Origin of the sequence: Streptomyces sp. NBC_00028, from assembly GCF_045041065.1 — a bacterium.
Taxonomy (GTDB): domain Bacteria; phylum Actinomycetota; class Actinomycetes; order Streptomycetales; family Streptomycetaceae; genus Streptomyces.
Map to the genome: position 1 here is coordinate 3,479,278 of NZ_CP108293.1, position 16,499 is coordinate 3,495,776.

Below are 16,499 nucleotides of genomic sequence, written 5' to 3' on the forward strand. Positions count from 1 at the left end.
CGGGCGACCAAAAACGCCGGTCCCGGCGCGCTCCGAGGAGCGCGACCGTGGACCGGCGCTGGTGGCTCGCTACTTCTTGGCAGCAGCCTTGCCGAAGCGGGCCTCGAAGCGGGCCACACGGCCACCGGTGTCGAGGATCTTCTGCTTGCCCGTGTAGAACGGGTGGCACTCGGAGCAGACCTCGGCACGGATGGTGCCGCTGGTGATGGTGCTCCGGGTGGTGAACGAGGCGCCACAGGTGCAGCTGACCTGCGTCTCGACGTACTCGGGGTGGATCTCGCGCTTCAAGGTGTCTCCTAGTTTCGGGAGGGCACCGGGTCGCCGTCCGCGGGTTGCGGGGGCGTGAACCGGGGCCGACGTACCAGTCTGCCAGGACTGGCCGCATCCCCCAAAACGGGGGGTGGCCGTGAACTATTCCCGACCGGCCTACGAGGCGGTGACCACGCCCTCGGCCTGGCCGGTGGCCGTGCCCTGGGTCGCGCTCTTCGGGATCGCCCGGTCGTTCTCCAGAGCCTTCCAGACCACCTTGGACTTGGCCTCGTCCACGAGGACGCGGTTGCCGTCCGCCGGGTCGTACTGGACCGGCATGGTGACCATGGTCATGTTCTTGGAGCTGATGCCCTTGAGGCCATTGGCGAAGGACATGAGCTTCTTGACGGAGCCGAGGTCGGAGTCGGTCGTCACGGCCTTGGTGGCGGTGTTGGCGAGGTCGTACAGCTTCTTCGGGTTGCCGAAGACGTCGACGTGCTTGATCTGGTCGATCAGCGCCTTGATGAACGCCTGCTGGAGCTGGATGCGGCCGAGGTCGGAGCCGTCGCCGACGCCGTGCCGGGTGCGGACCAGGCCGAGGGCCTGCTTGCCGGTGAGGGTGTGCGTGCCGGCCTTCAGGTTCAGGTGGCTCTCGGGGTCGGTGATGTTCTTGGTGGTCGTCACGTCGACGCCGCCGAGCTCGTCGATGAGCTTCTGGAAGCCGGAGAAGTCGACCTCCAGATAGTGGTCCATGCGGATGCCGGTGAGCGACTCGACGGTCTTCACGGCACAGGCGGCGCCGCCCGTGGAGTACGCGGAGTTGAACATCGCCATGGACGCGGCGTCGTGCTCGGTGCCGTTGCTGTCGGTGCACTCGGGGCGGTCGACCAGGGTGTCGCGGGGTATGGAGACCACGCTGGCCTTCTTGTGGCCCTCGTAGATGTGCACGACCATCGCGGTGTCCGAGCGGGCGCTGCCGTCGTCGGCGCCGCCGCCGAGCTTCTTGTTCGTGCCGGAGCGGGTGTCCGAGCCGAGGACGAGGATGTTCTCGGAGCCGTTGTCGACCTTGGTGGGCCGGTCGGTGCCGAGGGCCTGGTCGATGTCGACGCTCTTGATGTTGCCGTTGAGCTTGAAGTACAGGTATCCGGCGCCGGTGCCCCCCAGCACGACGATGCCCGCGGCGGTCCAGGCCGCGATCTTCAGGCCTCGGTGGTTGCCGTGAGTCTTGCGGCGTCGGCCCTTGGCGCGGTGGCGCGGGCCCGTGGTGCCGGAGTCGCCCGGTATGCCGGGCTCCGGCGTGCTCTCGGCGGTCATGTGCTCCTCGTTCTCGTCCGGTCGGTTACCCCCTGCTTTCAGGGTCAGACGTGGTCGCGTGCGACCCGGACCTCACCATGGTCGCTCCGTCGGGTCAGACGGGGAAACCGGGAAAAGGGTTGCACAACGCACTGTGCCCACCCGGTGGACGGGTGGGCACAGTGCGTAGTCGCCGAACGAGGTCAGGCCTCGCTCACCAGCGATTTCAGCCGAAGATGTCGTACTGCTTGAAATCGGTACCGACCGAGATCCTTGTGGCGAAGATCTCGCTGGTGGCCTTGCCGGTGCCCTTGTACAGGTAGAGCGTGCCGCCGGGCGTACGGGCCAGGAAGTCGGCCTTGCCGTCGCCGGTGACGTCACCGACGGCGTCGAAGGCGTTGTACGTGGTGTTGCTCCACGTACGGACCTTCACCCGGGCGGAGAAGGGGCTGGAGGCGTTGCCGGTGCCCTTGTAGAGGTAGATGGCGCCGGTGCTCTTGTTGCGGGCGATCAGGTCGGCCTTGCCGTCACCGTTGAAGTCGCCCTTGCCGCGCACCATGTTGTACGAGTTCCAGCCGGTGCCGGTGCCGATCTGCTTGCGGGCCGCGAAGGTGCCGTCGCCATTGCTCGGGTAGAGCCACGCCTTGCCGGCGGAGTCCACGGAGACCAGGTCGGGCTTGTAGTCGCCGGTCAGGTCACCGGGGGTGATGATCCGGGTGCGGGTCTTCCAGCCGGAGAACATCTTCTTCTCCGTCCACGTCTCGGTGGACCAGACGTAGCGCAGCCAGTAGACGTCGCCGGTGGAGCTCTGGCGGAACACGAAGTCCTGGACGCTGTCCCGGTTCAGGTCGGTCTGCGTGACGAGGTTGACCCCGCCCCAGTCGCCGAGGGACTGACGGGCGCCGAACGAGGTGCCCTTGGAGTCCTTCTCGTAGGCGACACCGGTGCTCTTGTTGCGGACGAACAGGTCGGCCTTGGCGTCGGTGTAGCTCATGTTGGCGTCGTCGACCTGCGCGTACGCGGCGCCGAGGTAGGTGCTGACCTTCGAGAAGACGCTGTACGCGCCCTTCTCGACGCAGTCCGTGACACCCCAGGAGACGACACCCACGATGCGGCCGGAGACGACCAGCGGACCACCGGAGTCACCGTTGCAGGCGGACGTCGTGCCCGTGTCGCTGCCGGTGGCGGGGTTGCCCGCGCAGACCATGTGGCCCTTGATGAAGTCGGCGCTGTAGTAGTTGCCGCAGGTGGTGTCCGACTGGATCGGCAGCGTGGCCGTCTTCAGCGTCTCGGAGATGTCCTGCGTGGTGGAGCTGGTACGGCCCCAGCCGTAGACCTTCGCGCTGGTCCCGGCCTTGTACGAGGTGGTGTCCGTGGACGTCGTCATCCGGATCGGCGTCGCCTTGACCGGGCTGCTCAGGGTGAGGACGGCGATGTCGTTGTCGATGGTCCGCGCGCTGTACGACGGGTGGGTCCACTGGCGCACCACGCCGGTGACCGTGCCGTTGGTGTTGCCGTTCTCGTCGGGCAGCGTCGTGGTACCGGTGACGATCGCGCCGTTCTTGGCCCAGTCGTAGCCCTTGGCGCAGTGCGCGGCGGTCAGGATCTTCGTCGGCGTGACGACGGAGCCACCGCAGAAGAAGCCGATGTCGTCGGAGGTGTCGGAGGTGGTGCCGTTGTCGTCGTAGTACCAGAGCTGGGCCATCCACGGCGCGGAGCTGATCGTCGTGGTGGAGCCACCGATGATCTTCGGGTCGACACTGCCGCTGCTGGTGCTGGAGCTCTGCGCCGACTTCGAGGTCGTCTCCCCCGCGGTGTCGTCACCGGCGACACCGCCCGCGACGCGCTTGGTCAGCTCGGCCTGCGACACCGTGGTGACGGCCGGCTTGACCGTCGGCGTCGGCAGCGCGGTCGCGGCCCCGGCCGACGTGGTCATCAGCGCGGCTGCCACGGCGGCGGCGACACCCACCGCGCCGATGGGCAGGGCGATCCGCATCCGACGTCTGTGCCGACCGCCCCCGGACATGGCTGTACCCACGCAAGTCCCCCCTCGGGATCAGAAGTTCAATGGTCGAATAAGTGACCGAAGAGCGCGATCGTACACCGGCCGCACAAAGCAGAAAGGGCCACCCCTGCAACAGGGGTGACCCTTTACCAAGACTTACGTCAGTCGCCGTTGCCCGGCGTCGGCGTGGTCTTCTGGATCTGCATCAGGAACTCGGCGTTCGACTTCGTCTGCTTCATCTTGTCGAGGAGCAGTTCGACCGCCTGCTGCTGGTCGAGCGCGTGCAGCACCCGGCGCAGCTTCCAGACGATGGCGAGCTCGTCGCTGGCGAGCAGGATCTCTTCCTTACGGGTGCCGGACGCGTCCACGTCCACCGCCGGGAAGATCCGCTTGTCGGCGAGCTTGCGGTCGAGCTTGAGCTCGGCGTTGCCCGTGCCCTTGAACTCCTCGAAGATGACCTCGTCCATGCGGGACCCGGTGTCCACCAGCGCGGTGGCGAGGATGGTCAGCGAGCCGCCGTCCTCGATGTTGCGGGCCGCACCGAAGAAGCGCTTCGGCGGGTACAGGGCGGTCGAGTCGACACCACCGGACAGGATGCGGCCGGAGGCCGGGGCGGCGAGGTTGTACGCACGGCCCAGACGCGTGATCGAGTCGAGCAGCACGACAACGTCGTGGCCCAGCTCCACCAGACGCTTGGCGCGCTCGATGGCGAGCTCGGCGACCGTGGTGTGGTCCTCGGCCGGACGGTCGAAGGTCGAGGAGATGACCTCGCCCTTGACCGACCGCTGCATGTCGGTGACCTCTTCCGGACGCTCGTCGACCAGGACGACCATCAGGTGGCACTCGGGGTTGTTGTGCGTGATCGCGTTGGCGATCGCCTGCATGATCATGGTCTTGCCGGTCTTCGGCGGGGCCACGATCAGACCGCGCTGGCCCTTACCGATCGGCGCGACGAGGTCGATGATGCGGGTGGTGAGGACGCCCGGGTCCGTCTCCAGACGGAGGCGGTCCTGGGGGTACAGCGGCGTCAGCTTGTTGAACTCCGGGCGCCCACGCCCGGATTCGGGCGCCATGCCGTTGACGGAGTCGAGACGCACGAGCGCGTTGAACTTCTCGCGACGCTCGCCGTCCTTGGGCTGACGGACCGCACCGGTGATGTGGTCGCCCTTGCGCAGGCCGTTCTTGCGGACCTGGGCGAGGGAGACGTACACGTCGTTGGGACCCGGCAGGTAGCCCGACGTACGGATGAAGGCGTAGTTGTCGAGGATGTCCAGGATGCCCGCGACGGGGATCAGGACGTCGTCGTCGGCGAGCTGCGGCTCGGGGGCGCCGATCTCGTCACGGCCGCGACGGCCACGACGGTCCCGGTAACGGCCCCGACGGCCACGGCGGCCGCCGTCGAAGTCGTCGTCGTCCTGCGGGCCGGCGTTGCGGTCCTGACGGCCGCCGCCCTGCTGCTGGTTCTGCTGCTGGCCGCGCTGGCCGCCGCCCTGCTGGTCGTCGCCCTTGCCACGGCGGTCGCGGTCGCGGCCACCACGGTCACGGTCACCGCCACGCTCACGGTCGCCACCGCGGTCGCCGCGGTCACGACGGCCCTGACGGCCCTGACGGCCCTCGGCGTCACCGGCGTCGCCCTTGGCCTCGCCCTGCGCCTGCGCGGCGGGCGTCTCGGCCTTGGGCTCGCTCTTCGCCTCGGCGACCACGGTCTCGGGGCTGCCCGCCTCGGCGGTGGCGCGGCGACGGCGACGCTCCACCGGGGCGTCGTCGGAGGCCGGCTGGCCGGGGATCTCGATCTGCTGCTGGGCCGTCGCCTTCTCGGCGGTGGCCTCGGCCTTCGCGTCGGCCTTCTTCTCGGCGCTCTCGCCGGTGCGGGCCTTGGAGGTGGCGCGGCGCTTGGGCTTGGTCTCGGCAGCGGCGTCCGCCTTGGGAGCCGCGGCACCCGCTCCCGCCTGTGCCTCCTTGATGACCTCGATCAGCTGGCTCTTGCGCATCCGCGCGGTGCCCCTGATACCGAGGCCGGATGCGACCTGCTGCAGCTCGGCCAGCACCATGCCCTCGAGGCCGGTACCGCGGCGCCGCCGGGAGCCGGCACCGCTGGCAGGCGCGGAGGCGTCCGTGGCGGGCGCGGCAGCGGTCTCCTCGACACGTGCGCCCATCAGATCGGTGGTGTCGCTCACGAAGGGTCCTTCCCTGGAGCGGACGTCGGCCTGTCTGGCTCGGCGACCGGTTGTGCTGTCCGACGTCGGTCCCATCCTTGTGGACCGTGCCGGGGCGGTGGTCCGCCTGGGCGGCGGAGGAATCTGGTGATGGCGCTTCCCAGAGCAGCGACACCGACTGTCTGCGTCGCGTGGCTCGGTCGCACCGGTTCCGGAGCGTGCCCGGCAAGTCGCTCAGTGCTCGCGTACGACGTACTGCCCGCGTACGTCGTACGAAACACAGTGCGGCTTGGGAGGCTCCCGGAAGAATGTCTGTCCCGGACGGGGACGTGAAGCACCTCGCCATGGTGGGGTCGGGTGCAGACTTGAGGTTAACACTACCGGATCCAACAAACATTCCCCCTCTCGAAATCCGGCAACCGAGCTCTTTAAATGTCGCCGGAAGGTGCCAGTGGCAAGACGCTCGCCCCTTGCGCGTCGAGTTCCAGCCGGTTGGCGGCCCAGCCCTCGCCTGCCAGGTGGGCGACCTTGTCGGCGCTCTCCTCGTCGACCAGGGCGAGAACGGTGGGCCCGGCTCCGGAAATCACCGCGGGAACTCCGTCCGCCCTCAAGCGCTCGACGAGTGCGGCGCTTTCCGGCATGGCCGGAGCGCGGTATTCCTGGTGCAGCCGGTCCTCGGTGGCGGGCAGCAGCAGCTCGGGGCTCCGGGTGAGGGCCTCGACGAGCAGGGCGGCACGGCCCGCGTTGGCGGCGGCGTCGACGTGCGGCACGGTGCGCGGGAGGAGACCGCGCGCGGTCTCCGTCAGAACCGGCTTTCCGGGCACGAAAACCACCGGAACGATGGAATCGGCGGGCTTCAGCCGGATGGCCCGGGCGGCGCCGGCCTCCATCCAGGCGATCGTGAAACCGCCGAGCAGACACGGGGCCACGTTGTCGGGGTGGCCCTCGATCTCGGTCGCGAGCTCCAGGAGCGCCGCGTCGTCGAGCCTGGACTCGCCGCCTATGGTCACGGCACGCGCGGCGACGATGCCGGCGCAGATGGCGGCGGAGGAGGACCCGAGGCCCCGGCCGTGCGGAATGCGGTTGGCGCACACGATCTCGAGGCCGCGCGGCTGTCCGCCGAGCAGGTCGAAGGCGGTGCGCAGGGACCGTACGAGCAGGTGCTTCTCGTCGCGCGGGAGGGTCTCGCTGCCCTCACCCGCGATGTCGATGTGCAGCCCTGAGTCGGCCACCCGGACGACGACGTCGTCGTAGAGCCCCAGCGACAGGCCGAGGCTGTCGAAGCCCGGGCCGAGGTTGGCGCTGGTGGCGGGGACGCGCACCCGGACGGCGGCGGCGCGGAACGCTGGACCGGCCATCGCTCGATGACTCTCCTTGAGCTGCGTGATTGTCGAAGACATTCGATACGTACGTGGAGACCCCGCGGGCCGCGGAGATGACGCGGCTCCCGGCCATGCGCTCGGGCATATGCGGCGGGCGGGTTCGGTACAGCCTATCGAAGGAAGGTTCTGTGGCGACATAGGGCGCACAGGAGGCGCACGATGCGTGTCGTAAGCCCCCTGTGCACCCCCTTATGGGGATGTCGCTCGGGGATGCCCCGGGATGCCCTTATGCGAGACCGAGGCGCTCGGCGGCCGTCGCCGCGTCGACCGGGACGGTGACGGGCTGCGGGGCGCCCGCGACGGCCCAGTCGGGGTCCTTGAGGCCGTTGCCGGTGACCGTGCACACGATCTTCTGGCCCGGGTCGACCAGGCCCTGCTCGGCGGCCTTCAGCAGACCGGCCACGGACGCGGCCGAGGCGGGCTCCACGAAGACGCCCTCCTGCGCGGCCAACAGGCGGTAGGCGCGCAGGATCTCACGGTCCGTCACCTCGTCGATGAGGCCGCCGGACTCGTCCCGCGCGGCGAGCGCGTACTGCCAGGACGCCGGGTTGCCGATGCGGATGGCGGTGGCGATCGTCGAGGGGTCCTTGACGATCTCGCCGCGCACGATCGGGGCGCTGCCGGAGGCCTGGAAGCCCCACATACGGGGGGTCTTCGCGGCGATGCCGTCGGCGGCGTACTCCTTGTAGCCCTTCCAGTACGCGGTGATGTTGCCCGCGTTGCCGACCGGGAGGACGTGGATGTCGGGGGCGTCGCCGAGCATGTCGACGATCTCGAAGGCGGCGGTCTTCTGGCCCTCGATACGCACCGGGTTGACCGAATTGACCAGCGCCACTGGGTAGTTGTCGCTCAGCGCGCGGGCCAGGGTGAGGCAGTCGTCGAAGTTGCCGTCGACCTGGAGGATCTTCGCGCCGTGGATGAGCGCCTGGCCCATCTTGCCGAGCGCGATCTTGCCCTGCGGCACGAGCACGGCGGAGACCATGCCGGCGCGCACCGCGTAGGCGGCGGCGGAGGCCGAGGTGTTGCCGGTGGAGGCGCAGATGACCGCCTTGGCGCCCTCCTCCTTGGCCCGCGTGATCGCCATGGTCATGCCGCGGTCCTTGAAGGACCCCGTGGGGTTCGCGCCCTCGACCTTGAGGTGGACCTCGCAGCCCGTGCGCTCGGAGAGCACCTGCGCGGGCACGAGGGGCGTGCCGCCCTCGCGGAGCGTCACGACCGGCGTGGTGGCGGAGACGGGCAGCCTGTCCCGGTACTCCTCGATGATTCCGCGCCACTGGTGGGTCATTGCTGGTTACTCTCCTTCAACCCGCATGATGCTGGCGACACCGCGCACGGTGTCGAGCTTGCGCAGCGCCTCGACGGTCCCGCCCAGGGCGGCGTCGGAGGCTCGGTGGGTGACGACGACGAGGGAGGCCTCGCCGTCCTTGCCCGTCTGGCGAACCGTATCGATGGAAACCCCGTGCTCGGCGAACACGGTCGCGACCTGGGCGAGAACACCCGGTTTGTCCGCGACATCGAGACTGATGTGATACCGCGTGACGACCTCGCCCATCCCCGAGACGGGAAGGGCCGCGTACGCGGATTCGCCGGGACCGGTCGCGCCGTTGAGCCGGTTGCGGCAGACGGCGACGAGGTCGCCGAGGACTGCGGAGGCGGTCGGGGCGCCGCCGGCGCCGGGACCGTAGAACATGAGCTGCCCGGCGGCGTCGGACTCGACGAAGACGGCGTTGTACGCGCCGCGCACGGAGGCCAGCGGGTGGGTGAGCGGGATCATCGCCGGGTGTACGCGAGCCGTGACCGACCCCCCGTCCTCGGCCCGCTCGCAGATGGCGAGCAGCTTGATGGTGCAGCCCATGTTCTTCGCGGAGGCGAAGTCGGCGGCGGTGACCTCGGTCATGCCCTCGCGGTAGACGTCGTCGAGCCGCACGCGCGTGTGGAAGGCGATACCGGCGAGGATGGCGGCCTTGGCGGCGGCGTCGAAGCCCTCGACGTCGGCGGTCGGGTCGGCCTCGGCGTACCCGAGGGCCGTGGCCTCGTCGAGCGCCTCCTGGTACCCCGCCCCCGTGCTGTCCATCTTGTCGAGGATGAAGTTGGTCGTGCCGTTGACGATGCCCAGCACGCGGTTGACCTTGTCGCCGGCGAGGGACTCGCGCAGCGGGCGGATCAGCGGGATGGCGCCGGCGACGGCGGCCTCGTAGTAGAGGTCGGCGTCATGCTCCTCGGCGGCGGCGTGCAGGGCGGCGCCGTCCTGGGCGAGGAGGGCCTTGTTGGCGGAGACCACCGAGGCGCCGTGCTCGAAGGCGGTGGTGATGAGGGTGCGGGCGGGCTCGATGCCGCCGATGACCTCGACGATGACGTCGATGTCCCCGCGTTTGACGAGGGCGGTGGCGTCGGTGGTGACGAGGGCGGGGTCGATGCCCTCACGGACCTTGGACGGCCGCCGTACCGCGACCCCCGCCAGCTCGACGGGGGCGCCGATGCGCGCGGCGAGGTCTTCGGCGTGCGTCGTCATGATGCGCGCCACCTCTGAGCCGACAACCCCACAGCCCAGCAGCGCCACCTTCAGCGGACGCGTACGCATCATCCGACCTCGTTTCCTCATACCGTCTACGGTTGGTCCAGTCTCACTCACCGGACGGGAGTTTCTACCCTTCGTCCGGATCGTGAGACATCTATTTCATTTGTACGGGGGTGGAAGACAGGAGATCTTCCGCCCCCGGCCTTGGGCGGCTGTCGGACGTCTCATCCGACGTATCATCCGACGTCTCATCCGACGTCGAGACGCAGGAGGTCCTCCTCCGTCTCCCGGCGGACGATCACGCGGGACTCCCCGTCGCGCACGGCGACGACCGGCGGCCGCAGGACGTGGTTGTAGTTGCTCGCCATGGAACGGCAGTACGCCCCGGTCGCCGGTACGGCGATCAGGTCGCCCGGCGCGATGTCGGCGGGCAGGAACGCGTCCTTGACCACGATGTCGCCGCTCTCGCAGTGCTTGCCGACGACGCGGGCGAGCATCGGCTCGGCGTCGCTCGTCCGTGACACGAGAGCGACGCTGTACTCGGCGTCGTACAGCGCGGTACGGATGTTGTCGGACATGCCGCCGTCGACGGAGACGTAGGTGCGCAGCCCGTCGAGGGGCTTGATGGTGCCGACCTCGTAGAGGGTGAACGCGGTGGGGCCGACGATGGCGCGACCGGGCTCGACGGAGATACGGGGGGTTCGGAGCTTGGCCGACTCGCACTCACGCGTGACGATCTCGGTGAGCGCCTTGGCGATCTCGTGCGGCTCGCGGGGGTCGTCGTCGGAGGTGTAGGCGATCCCGAGCCCGCCCCCGAGGTCGATCTCGGGCAGCTCGACCCCGTGCTCGTCCCTGATGTCCTTGAGCAGCCCGACGACGCGGTGCGCGGCGACCTCGAAGCCGGACATGTCGAAGATCTGCGACCCGATGTGGCTGTGGATCCCGATGAGTTCGAGGGAGTCCAGTTGGAGCGCACGGCGCACGGCCTCGGCGGCCTGGCCGCCGGCGAGCGGGATGCCGAACTTCTGGTCCTCGTGGGCGGTGGCGATGAACTCGTGGGTGTGCGCCTCGACCCCGACGGTGATCCGGATCTGCACGCGCTGCCGCTTGCCTTCGGACTGGGCGATGTGCGCGACGCGGACGATCTCCTGGAAGGAGTCGAGCACGATCCGCCCGACACCTGCCTCGATCGCCCGGCGGATCTCGTCCTTGGACTTGTTGTTGCCGTGGAAGGCGATGCGGTCGGCGGGCATGCCGGCGGAGAGGGCGGTGGCGAGTTCGCCGCCGGAGCAGACGTCGAGGTTGAGCCCCTCTTCGTGCAGCCACCGCACGACGGCACGGGACAGGAACGCCTTGCCCGCGTAGAAGACGTCGGCGTCGGCCCCGAAGGCGGTACGCCACGCACGGGCCCGCTCCCGGAAGTCGGCCTCGTCGAGGACGTAGGCGGGGGTGCCGTGCTCCTCGGCGAGGGTCTTGACGTCGATACCGCCGACGGTGAGGACACCGTCCTCGTCACGGGTGACCGTCTGGGCCCAGACCTTGGGGTCGAGGGTGTTGAGGTCGGCGGGCGGCGCGGAGTAGTGGCCCTCGGTGAGGACGTCTGCGTGGCGGGGCCCGGCGGGGTGGGCGGAACGGCTCATGTTCTTCGCTGGCTCTCTGTTCGCTGTCTCAGAGGTGTTCGGGTGCGTCGATGCCGAGCAGGGACAGGCCACCGGCCAGCACCGTCCCGGCGGCTTCGGCGAGGGCGAGCCGGGCGCGGTGGGCGGCCGAGGGTTTCTCGTCGCCGCGCGGCAGCACGGTCGGCAGGACGGCGAGCACGGCATCGGCGACGGTGACGAGGTGCCGGGCAAGACGGTCGGGGGCGTGGTGGGCGGCCGCCTGGGCGAGGATGCGGGGGTGGTCGGCCAGGAGGGGGGTGAGGGTGGACCCTGGGTGTACGGCGGTGGGTTCGGCGCGTGCACCGGATTCGGCGGTGAAGCCCAGCTCGGCGGCGTTGCGGCGGAGGGCCCGGGTGCGGGCGTGGGCGTAGCGGACGCGGAAGAGGGGGTTGCCCTCACGCTGGACGAGGTGCTCGTCGGTGATCCGGGGCCGGTCGTGGGCGGCGGGGTGGAGCAGGGCCCAGCGGGCGGCGTCGCGGCCGAGGGGGACGGGGTCGGCCGGGGCGGGCACGGGGCGGATGCCGATGTCGAGGGGGGCGGGGGCCTCGGGGGTGCCGTAAGCGTCGACGCGCACCCCGAGGGTGTCGGTCCACTCGGCCGCGGGAGGCCCTTCACAGCTGCTGCGGACGAGGGCGCCCTGGGAGCGGAGGATGCGGGAGACGGCGTCCATGACGACGACGGCACGTACCTCGCGGGCCGCGTGCAGCTGCACGACCTGGCCGCTGGGCCCGTCCACGAACCCGTACCGCGCCCCGCTCGCCAGAATCTCCGCCACGAGGGCGGTGGGAAGGGCCTGGGCGTCGCTCAGGCTGAAGTTGAGGAAGCCGGGCCCGGTGACGACGACGTCGGCGATGCCGTCGGTGCCGCTCAGATGCGGCCGCAGGATCTCGGCGACGCGGCGGGGCGGTTGTCCGGCGGGGCGGGCGAGCTGAAGGGCGATGTTGGTGGCGTAGTCGCCACACCCCCCAGGCCCAGGGAGGGTGACGACAGCCCGTCCCGGCACGGACACGCTCAGCTCTCCCCCGTCGACAGCGCGACGGACCGCGCGCAGCACGGTGCGGGAGAGTTCGACGGGGGTCACGGGACAAGCGTATGGGAGGAGGGGGGTGGGTAAGCGAGTCGGTTTAGCGGAGGTCCGGCATATGGACGCCCGTGGACAGCCAGGGAACAGCGATCCGCCAACTGGAGCGGCAGCGCCGATCAGCCGCCGGCCCGCCCGGCGCGCTCGGCCTCACCGGCGCCGAGGACGCCGTCGAAGACCCCGTCCTCATCCCCGTCCGTCTGGTCCGCGCCGTGCCTGCGCTCCATCAACCGCCGCACGAGCTGGACGAGTTCGGCGGGCTCGAAGGGCTTGGCGAGGAAGGCGTCCACACCGACGTCGAGGCCGCTCTCGACCTCGTACTGCGTACAGGCGCTGACGATGGCGAGCGGCAGATCACGGGTCCGGGGGTCGGAGCGCAGCCGAGCGGCGGTACGAAGCCCGTCGAGGCGGGGCATCACGACATCGAGGGTCACCACATCGGGCCGCACCTGATGCACGACATCCAGACACTCGGCACCATCGGCCGCGGTCACGACCTCGAGACCCTCCAGCTCGAGATTGACCCTGATCAACTGCCGGATGACCTTGTTGTCGTCCACAACAAGCACCCGGCCCGACGCGCCTGGCACAACTCGAGAGTAGGTCCGGACCGGCCACCGCGTCCGGGTTTTCCCGACTTCCACCCGTACCGGGGACCGCCACCCCCTCTGACCGCCGGAAATACCTGTTCATGAAGACCCCATCGAAGCTGGTAGGGTTCTACCCGTCGCCGCGCACAGTGCGGCGGACGCCCGCGTAGCTCAGGGGATAGAGCAACGGTCTCCGGAACCGTGTGCGCAGGTTCGAATCCTGCCGTGGGCACATTGCTGAGAGCGGGACCCAGTCCGACTGGGTCCCGCTCTTTATTTGTTTGGTTCGGGTGGGGCCGATCACCGGGGTGTGTGCGGTCGTGAGCTTTGCCACAGATCGTTCGCAGGTGGGGGACAACTCCGTTGGCCAAGAGGGCAGTTGAGGTGGTTTTCCGTTCGCTGATCGTTTGCGGAGGGTAAGGAGCGGGGCAGGTTTTTGTTTCAACAATGGCCTTTCCGGCTTTCGTCCCGTTCACTCAGAACCGTCCCCCGCAAGGCAGTTCAGACTATGGGAAGCATGTACGGCTATGTCCAATTCGTCCGAGACGTCTGAAGTCCCGATAAATCCACACACAGTTGGCGTCGCCGAGGTGATCCCGGGTGACCTGGTCGCCCTGTCGGCCGGGGACGTGGAGCGGCAGCGCTGGTACGTCGTCACGCACACGCTGCCCGAGTCGCCGGAGACGATCCGGATGTCGCTCCGGCCGCCGCTCGGCGGGGTGGACCGGGACGTGGTGCTCGGCCGGGAGGGGACCGTCACCGTCGCCTGCCATCGGCTGGACGTGGCGGCCGTGCCCCGGCTGTCCTCGCCGCCACTCGACGACGTCGCGTTCCGGGACGGTGACCGGGTCGGCTCGGTGCGGGCCGTCGATCCGCGTGCCGTCGAGGTGACGTACGTACGGCGTTGGGGCGCCTGGCACCGGGATCTCGACGTGTGTGCGGAGGAGCCGGTGACGGACTCGGAGGTGCGGGGGTGGGCTCGTGACGCCGACCGGGAGGGGTATGTCGTACGGCATCACCCGCGGCCGGCGCGGGAGGCCGCCGCCGGTGGGCCGCGGCGGGTCGTCGTCACCGGGCTCGGGGCCGTGACTCCGCTCGGGGTGGGGGTCGATGAGTTGTGGCGGGGGCTGCTCGACGGGCGGCACGGGATACGGGAGTTGGACGGGGACGAGTTCGGTGAACTGCCCGTGCGGGTGGCCGGGACCGTGCCTGTCGATCCTGCCGCGTTGCTGCCACGGGCCGCCGCGCGGCGGATGAACCGGGCCGCCCAGTTCGCCGTGCTCGCCGCGCGGGAGGCATGGGCCGACGCCGGGTTCGTGGACGGAGGGACCCGGGAGAGCGGGCTCGCGCCCGAGCGGGTCGGGGTGAGTCTGGGAGCCATCCTCGGGGACGCCTCCGTGCTGGTCGGCGGCGACCGGAAGCTGCGGGAGAAGGGGCCCCGGGGCGTCTCACCGCTCACCACGCCGATGACCGTGCCCTCGCAGGCCGCCTCGCAGGTCTCTCTCGATCTGCACATCACCGGCGAGGCCCGGACCGTGACCAGCGCGTGCGCCTCCGGCACCGAGGCGATCGGACAGGCCATCGACCGCATACGGTACGGCCGGGTCGACGTCGCCCTCGCGGGCGGTGCGGAAGCCGTCGTGACGCCCGCGATCATGGCGTCGTTCGCCTCGATGCGGGCGTTGTCCCAGGCCGGCCTGGAGGACGGGCGTTCGCCCTCACGGCCGTTCGCCAAGGACCGGGGCGGGTTCGTGAACGGCGAGGGGGCGGGGGTTCTGGTCCTGGAGGCCGAGGAGCACGCCCTCGCCCGGGGCGCGCGCATCTACTGCGAGGCCGCGGGATGGGGACTGTCCGCCGACGCGCACCACATGGCCGCGCCCGATCCGTCGGGCAGCGGGGTCGCGCTCGCGCTGCGGCGGGCCGTGCGGGACGCCGGGGGGCATGTCGTGGACGTCGTCCATGTGAACGCGCACGCCACGGCGACCGTGGAGGGGGATCTGGCCGAGGCGGGTGCGCTGCGGGCCGTGTTCGGGAACCGGTCGACGTCCGGGGCCGTGCCGGTGACCGCGCTCAAGGGGCACCTCGGGCATCTGCAGGGGGCCGCGGGCGGGGTGGAGGCCGTGGCCACCGTACTGACGCTGCATCACGGAGTGGTGCCGCCGACTGTGGGGTGTGCGGAGGTGGACGACGACGTGCGGCTGGACGTGGTGACGGTGGCTCCGCGGGAGTTGCCGGGGAGCGGGGATCTGGCGCTCAGCAATTCGTTCGGGTTCGGGGGGCACAACGCGGTGCTGGCCCTGCGGCGGATGGGCCGGGAAAGGGTGGAGTAAGAGGCGGCGGGGCCCAGCGGGGTTCGGTCCGAATCTGGGCCCGACCCCCGAATCCGGGTCCGGGTCCGGGCCCCCGAATCCGCCTGGGTCCGGGTCCGGGCCCCCGAATCCGCCGGGTCCGGGTCAGGCTGAGCGTTTGCGTGGTGTGGTCTTCTTCGCCGATGTCTTCTTCGCCGTACCCGTCGATGCCGACGCCGTCTTCTTCGCCGCCGCCGTCTTCTTGGCGGAGCCCGACGCCGTCTTCTTTGCCGCCGTCGACTTCTTCGCTGATCCCGATGTCGACGCCGATGCCGTCTTCTTCGCGGTCGTCTTCGACGTCGACTTTCTGCCGGTCGCCGGCTTCGGGGTCGTGCGGGACGTCTTGCGCTGCGGGAGCTGTCTGACCTCCGCCGGTTCCTCGCCGCGGGACTCCTTCGCCTCGCGCACGCTCTTCTCCAGGGCGGCCATGAGGTCGAGGACCTTGCCTCCCTTGGCCGGTTCCGGGGACTCCGGCGGGCTCTCACCGGCGGCCTTCGCTGCGACGACCTCCTCCAGGGCCTCGCGGTACTCGTCGTGGAGGTCTTCGAGGTCGATCTCGCCCAGGGTGTCCATGAGGGCGTCGGCGAGGTCGAGTTCCTTGTCGTTGACGGTGACCTTGGTGTCGGGAGCGACGCCCTGGGGGGCGCGGACCTCGTCCGGCCACAGCAGGCCGTGCATGGCGATCGCGTCGTCGACCACCCGCAGCATCCCCAGCCGCTCCCTCCCCCGCAGCGCGTACTTGGCGATCGCCACCTTGTTGCTGCGCTTCAGCGCCTCCCTGAGAAGCGTGTACGGCTTCGCCGCGGGGGCGCCACCCGCCGCGAGGTAGTACGCGGCGTCCATCTGGAGCGGGTCGATGCGGTCGGCCGGCACGAACGCCACGATCTCGATCGTCTTCGCCGTCGGCAGCGGGAGGTGGGAGAGGTCGTCGTCGGTGATGGGGATGATCGTGCCGTCCGCGTCCTCGTAGCCCTTGCCGATCTCGGCCCCGCTGACCTCCTTCTCCTCCAGCTCGCACACCTTGCGGTAGCGGATGCGGCCGCCGTCCTCCAGATGGATCTGGCGGAAGGAGATCGAGTGGCTCTCGGTGGCGTTGACCAGCTTGATCGGGATGCTGACCAGCCCGAACGAGATCGCACCGTTCCATATGGATCGCACGGTCAGTACCCTTTCGACACATAGCGGTCGGTATCACCTTATTTGCGTGAGATTCTCATCG

Annotated in this window: 12 protein-coding genes and 1 tRNA gene; 2 read left to right on the plus strand and 11 right to left on the minus strand. The window is 69.9% G+C overall.

Annotated elements, in window-relative coordinates; genetic code table 11:
- Positions 1-69: 69 nt before the first annotated feature.
- The 10 genes from rpmE to OG885_RS15260 form a co-directional block, all read right to left on the minus strand.
- Entirely contained in the window at positions 70-288 is a 219-nt protein-coding gene (gene rpmE, locus OG885_RS15215) for a 50S ribosomal protein L31 (protein WP_059192332.1), read from the minus strand.
- A 138-nt stretch (positions 289-426) separates the two neighbouring features.
- Positions 427-1,563, minus strand: a complete 1,137-nt coding sequence (locus OG885_RS15220) for an LCP family protein (protein WP_405731217.1) — start codon at positions 1,561-1,563, stop codon at positions 427-429.
- Positions 1,564-1,768: 205 nt separating this feature from the next.
- Complete coding sequence (locus tag OG885_RS15225; RefSeq protein ID WP_405731219.1) at positions 1,769-3,538, minus strand: trypsin-like serine protease; 1,770 nt, start codon at positions 3,536-3,538, stop codon at positions 1,769-1,771.
- 170 nt (positions 3,539-3,708) lie between these two features.
- Positions 3,709-5,724: a transcription termination factor Rho gene (gene rho, locus OG885_RS15230; RefSeq protein ID WP_405731221.1), complete on the minus strand. Its 2,016-nt coding sequence runs from the start codon at positions 5,722-5,724 to the stop codon at positions 3,709-3,711.
- Between the two features lie 407 nt (positions 5,725-6,131).
- Complete coding sequence (gene thrB / locus OG885_RS15235; protein ID WP_405731223.1) at positions 6,132-7,061, minus strand: homoserine kinase; 930 nt, start codon at positions 7,059-7,061, stop codon at positions 6,132-6,134.
- A gap of 250 nt (positions 7,062-7,311) precedes the next feature.
- The gene (thrC, locus tag OG885_RS15240; RefSeq protein ID WP_405731225.1) at positions 7,312-8,370 is read right to left on the minus strand and encodes a threonine synthase; all 1,059 of its coding nucleotides are present in this window, start codon (positions 8,368-8,370) and stop codon (positions 7,312-7,314) included.
- A gap of 6 nt (positions 8,371-8,376) precedes the next feature.
- Positions 8,377-9,669, minus strand: coding sequence for a homoserine dehydrogenase (locus OG885_RS15245; RefSeq protein WP_329334697.1), 1,293 nt, complete (start codon positions 9,667-9,669; stop codon positions 8,377-8,379).
- A 182-nt stretch (positions 9,670-9,851) separates the two neighbouring features.
- On the minus strand, positions 9,852-11,243 hold the full coding sequence (gene lysA / locus OG885_RS15250) for a diaminopimelate decarboxylase (RefSeq protein WP_405731227.1): 1,392 nt from the start codon (positions 11,241-11,243) through the stop codon (positions 9,852-9,854).
- A 28-nt stretch (positions 11,244-11,271) separates the two neighbouring features.
- Entirely contained in the window at positions 11,272-12,342 is a 1,071-nt protein-coding gene (nrtL, locus tag OG885_RS15255; protein WP_405731229.1) for an ArgS-related anticodon-binding protein NrtL, read from the minus strand.
- Positions 12,343-12,461: 119 nt separating this feature from the next.
- Positions 12,462-12,986, minus strand: a complete 525-nt coding sequence (locus OG885_RS15260) for a response regulator (RefSeq protein ID WP_405731231.1) — start codon at positions 12,984-12,986, stop codon at positions 12,462-12,464.
- A 106-nt stretch (positions 12,987-13,092) separates the two neighbouring features.
- Between OG885_RS15260 and OG885_RS15265 the strand changes: the two genes are divergently transcribed.
- Both OG885_RS15265 and OG885_RS15270 read left to right on the plus strand, forming a co-directional pair.
- Positions 13,093-13,164: transfer RNA gene (locus OG885_RS15265), tRNA-Arg, on the plus strand.
- A 295-nt stretch (positions 13,165-13,459) separates the two neighbouring features.
- Positions 13,460-15,262, plus strand: coding sequence for a beta-ketoacyl-[acyl-carrier-protein] synthase family protein (locus tag OG885_RS15270; protein ID WP_405731233.1), 1,803 nt, complete (start codon positions 13,460-13,462; stop codon positions 15,260-15,262).
- Between the two features lie 123 nt (positions 15,263-15,385).
- Here the strand turns inward: OG885_RS15270 and OG885_RS15275 are convergent, their stop codons facing one another.
- Positions 15,386-16,438 carry a Ku protein gene (locus tag OG885_RS15275; RefSeq protein WP_405731235.1) on the minus strand — a complete coding sequence of 351 codons (1,053 nt, stop codon included), beginning with the start codon at positions 16,436-16,438 and terminating at the stop codon, positions 15,386-15,388.
- Positions 16,439-16,499 lie beyond the last annotated feature (61 nt).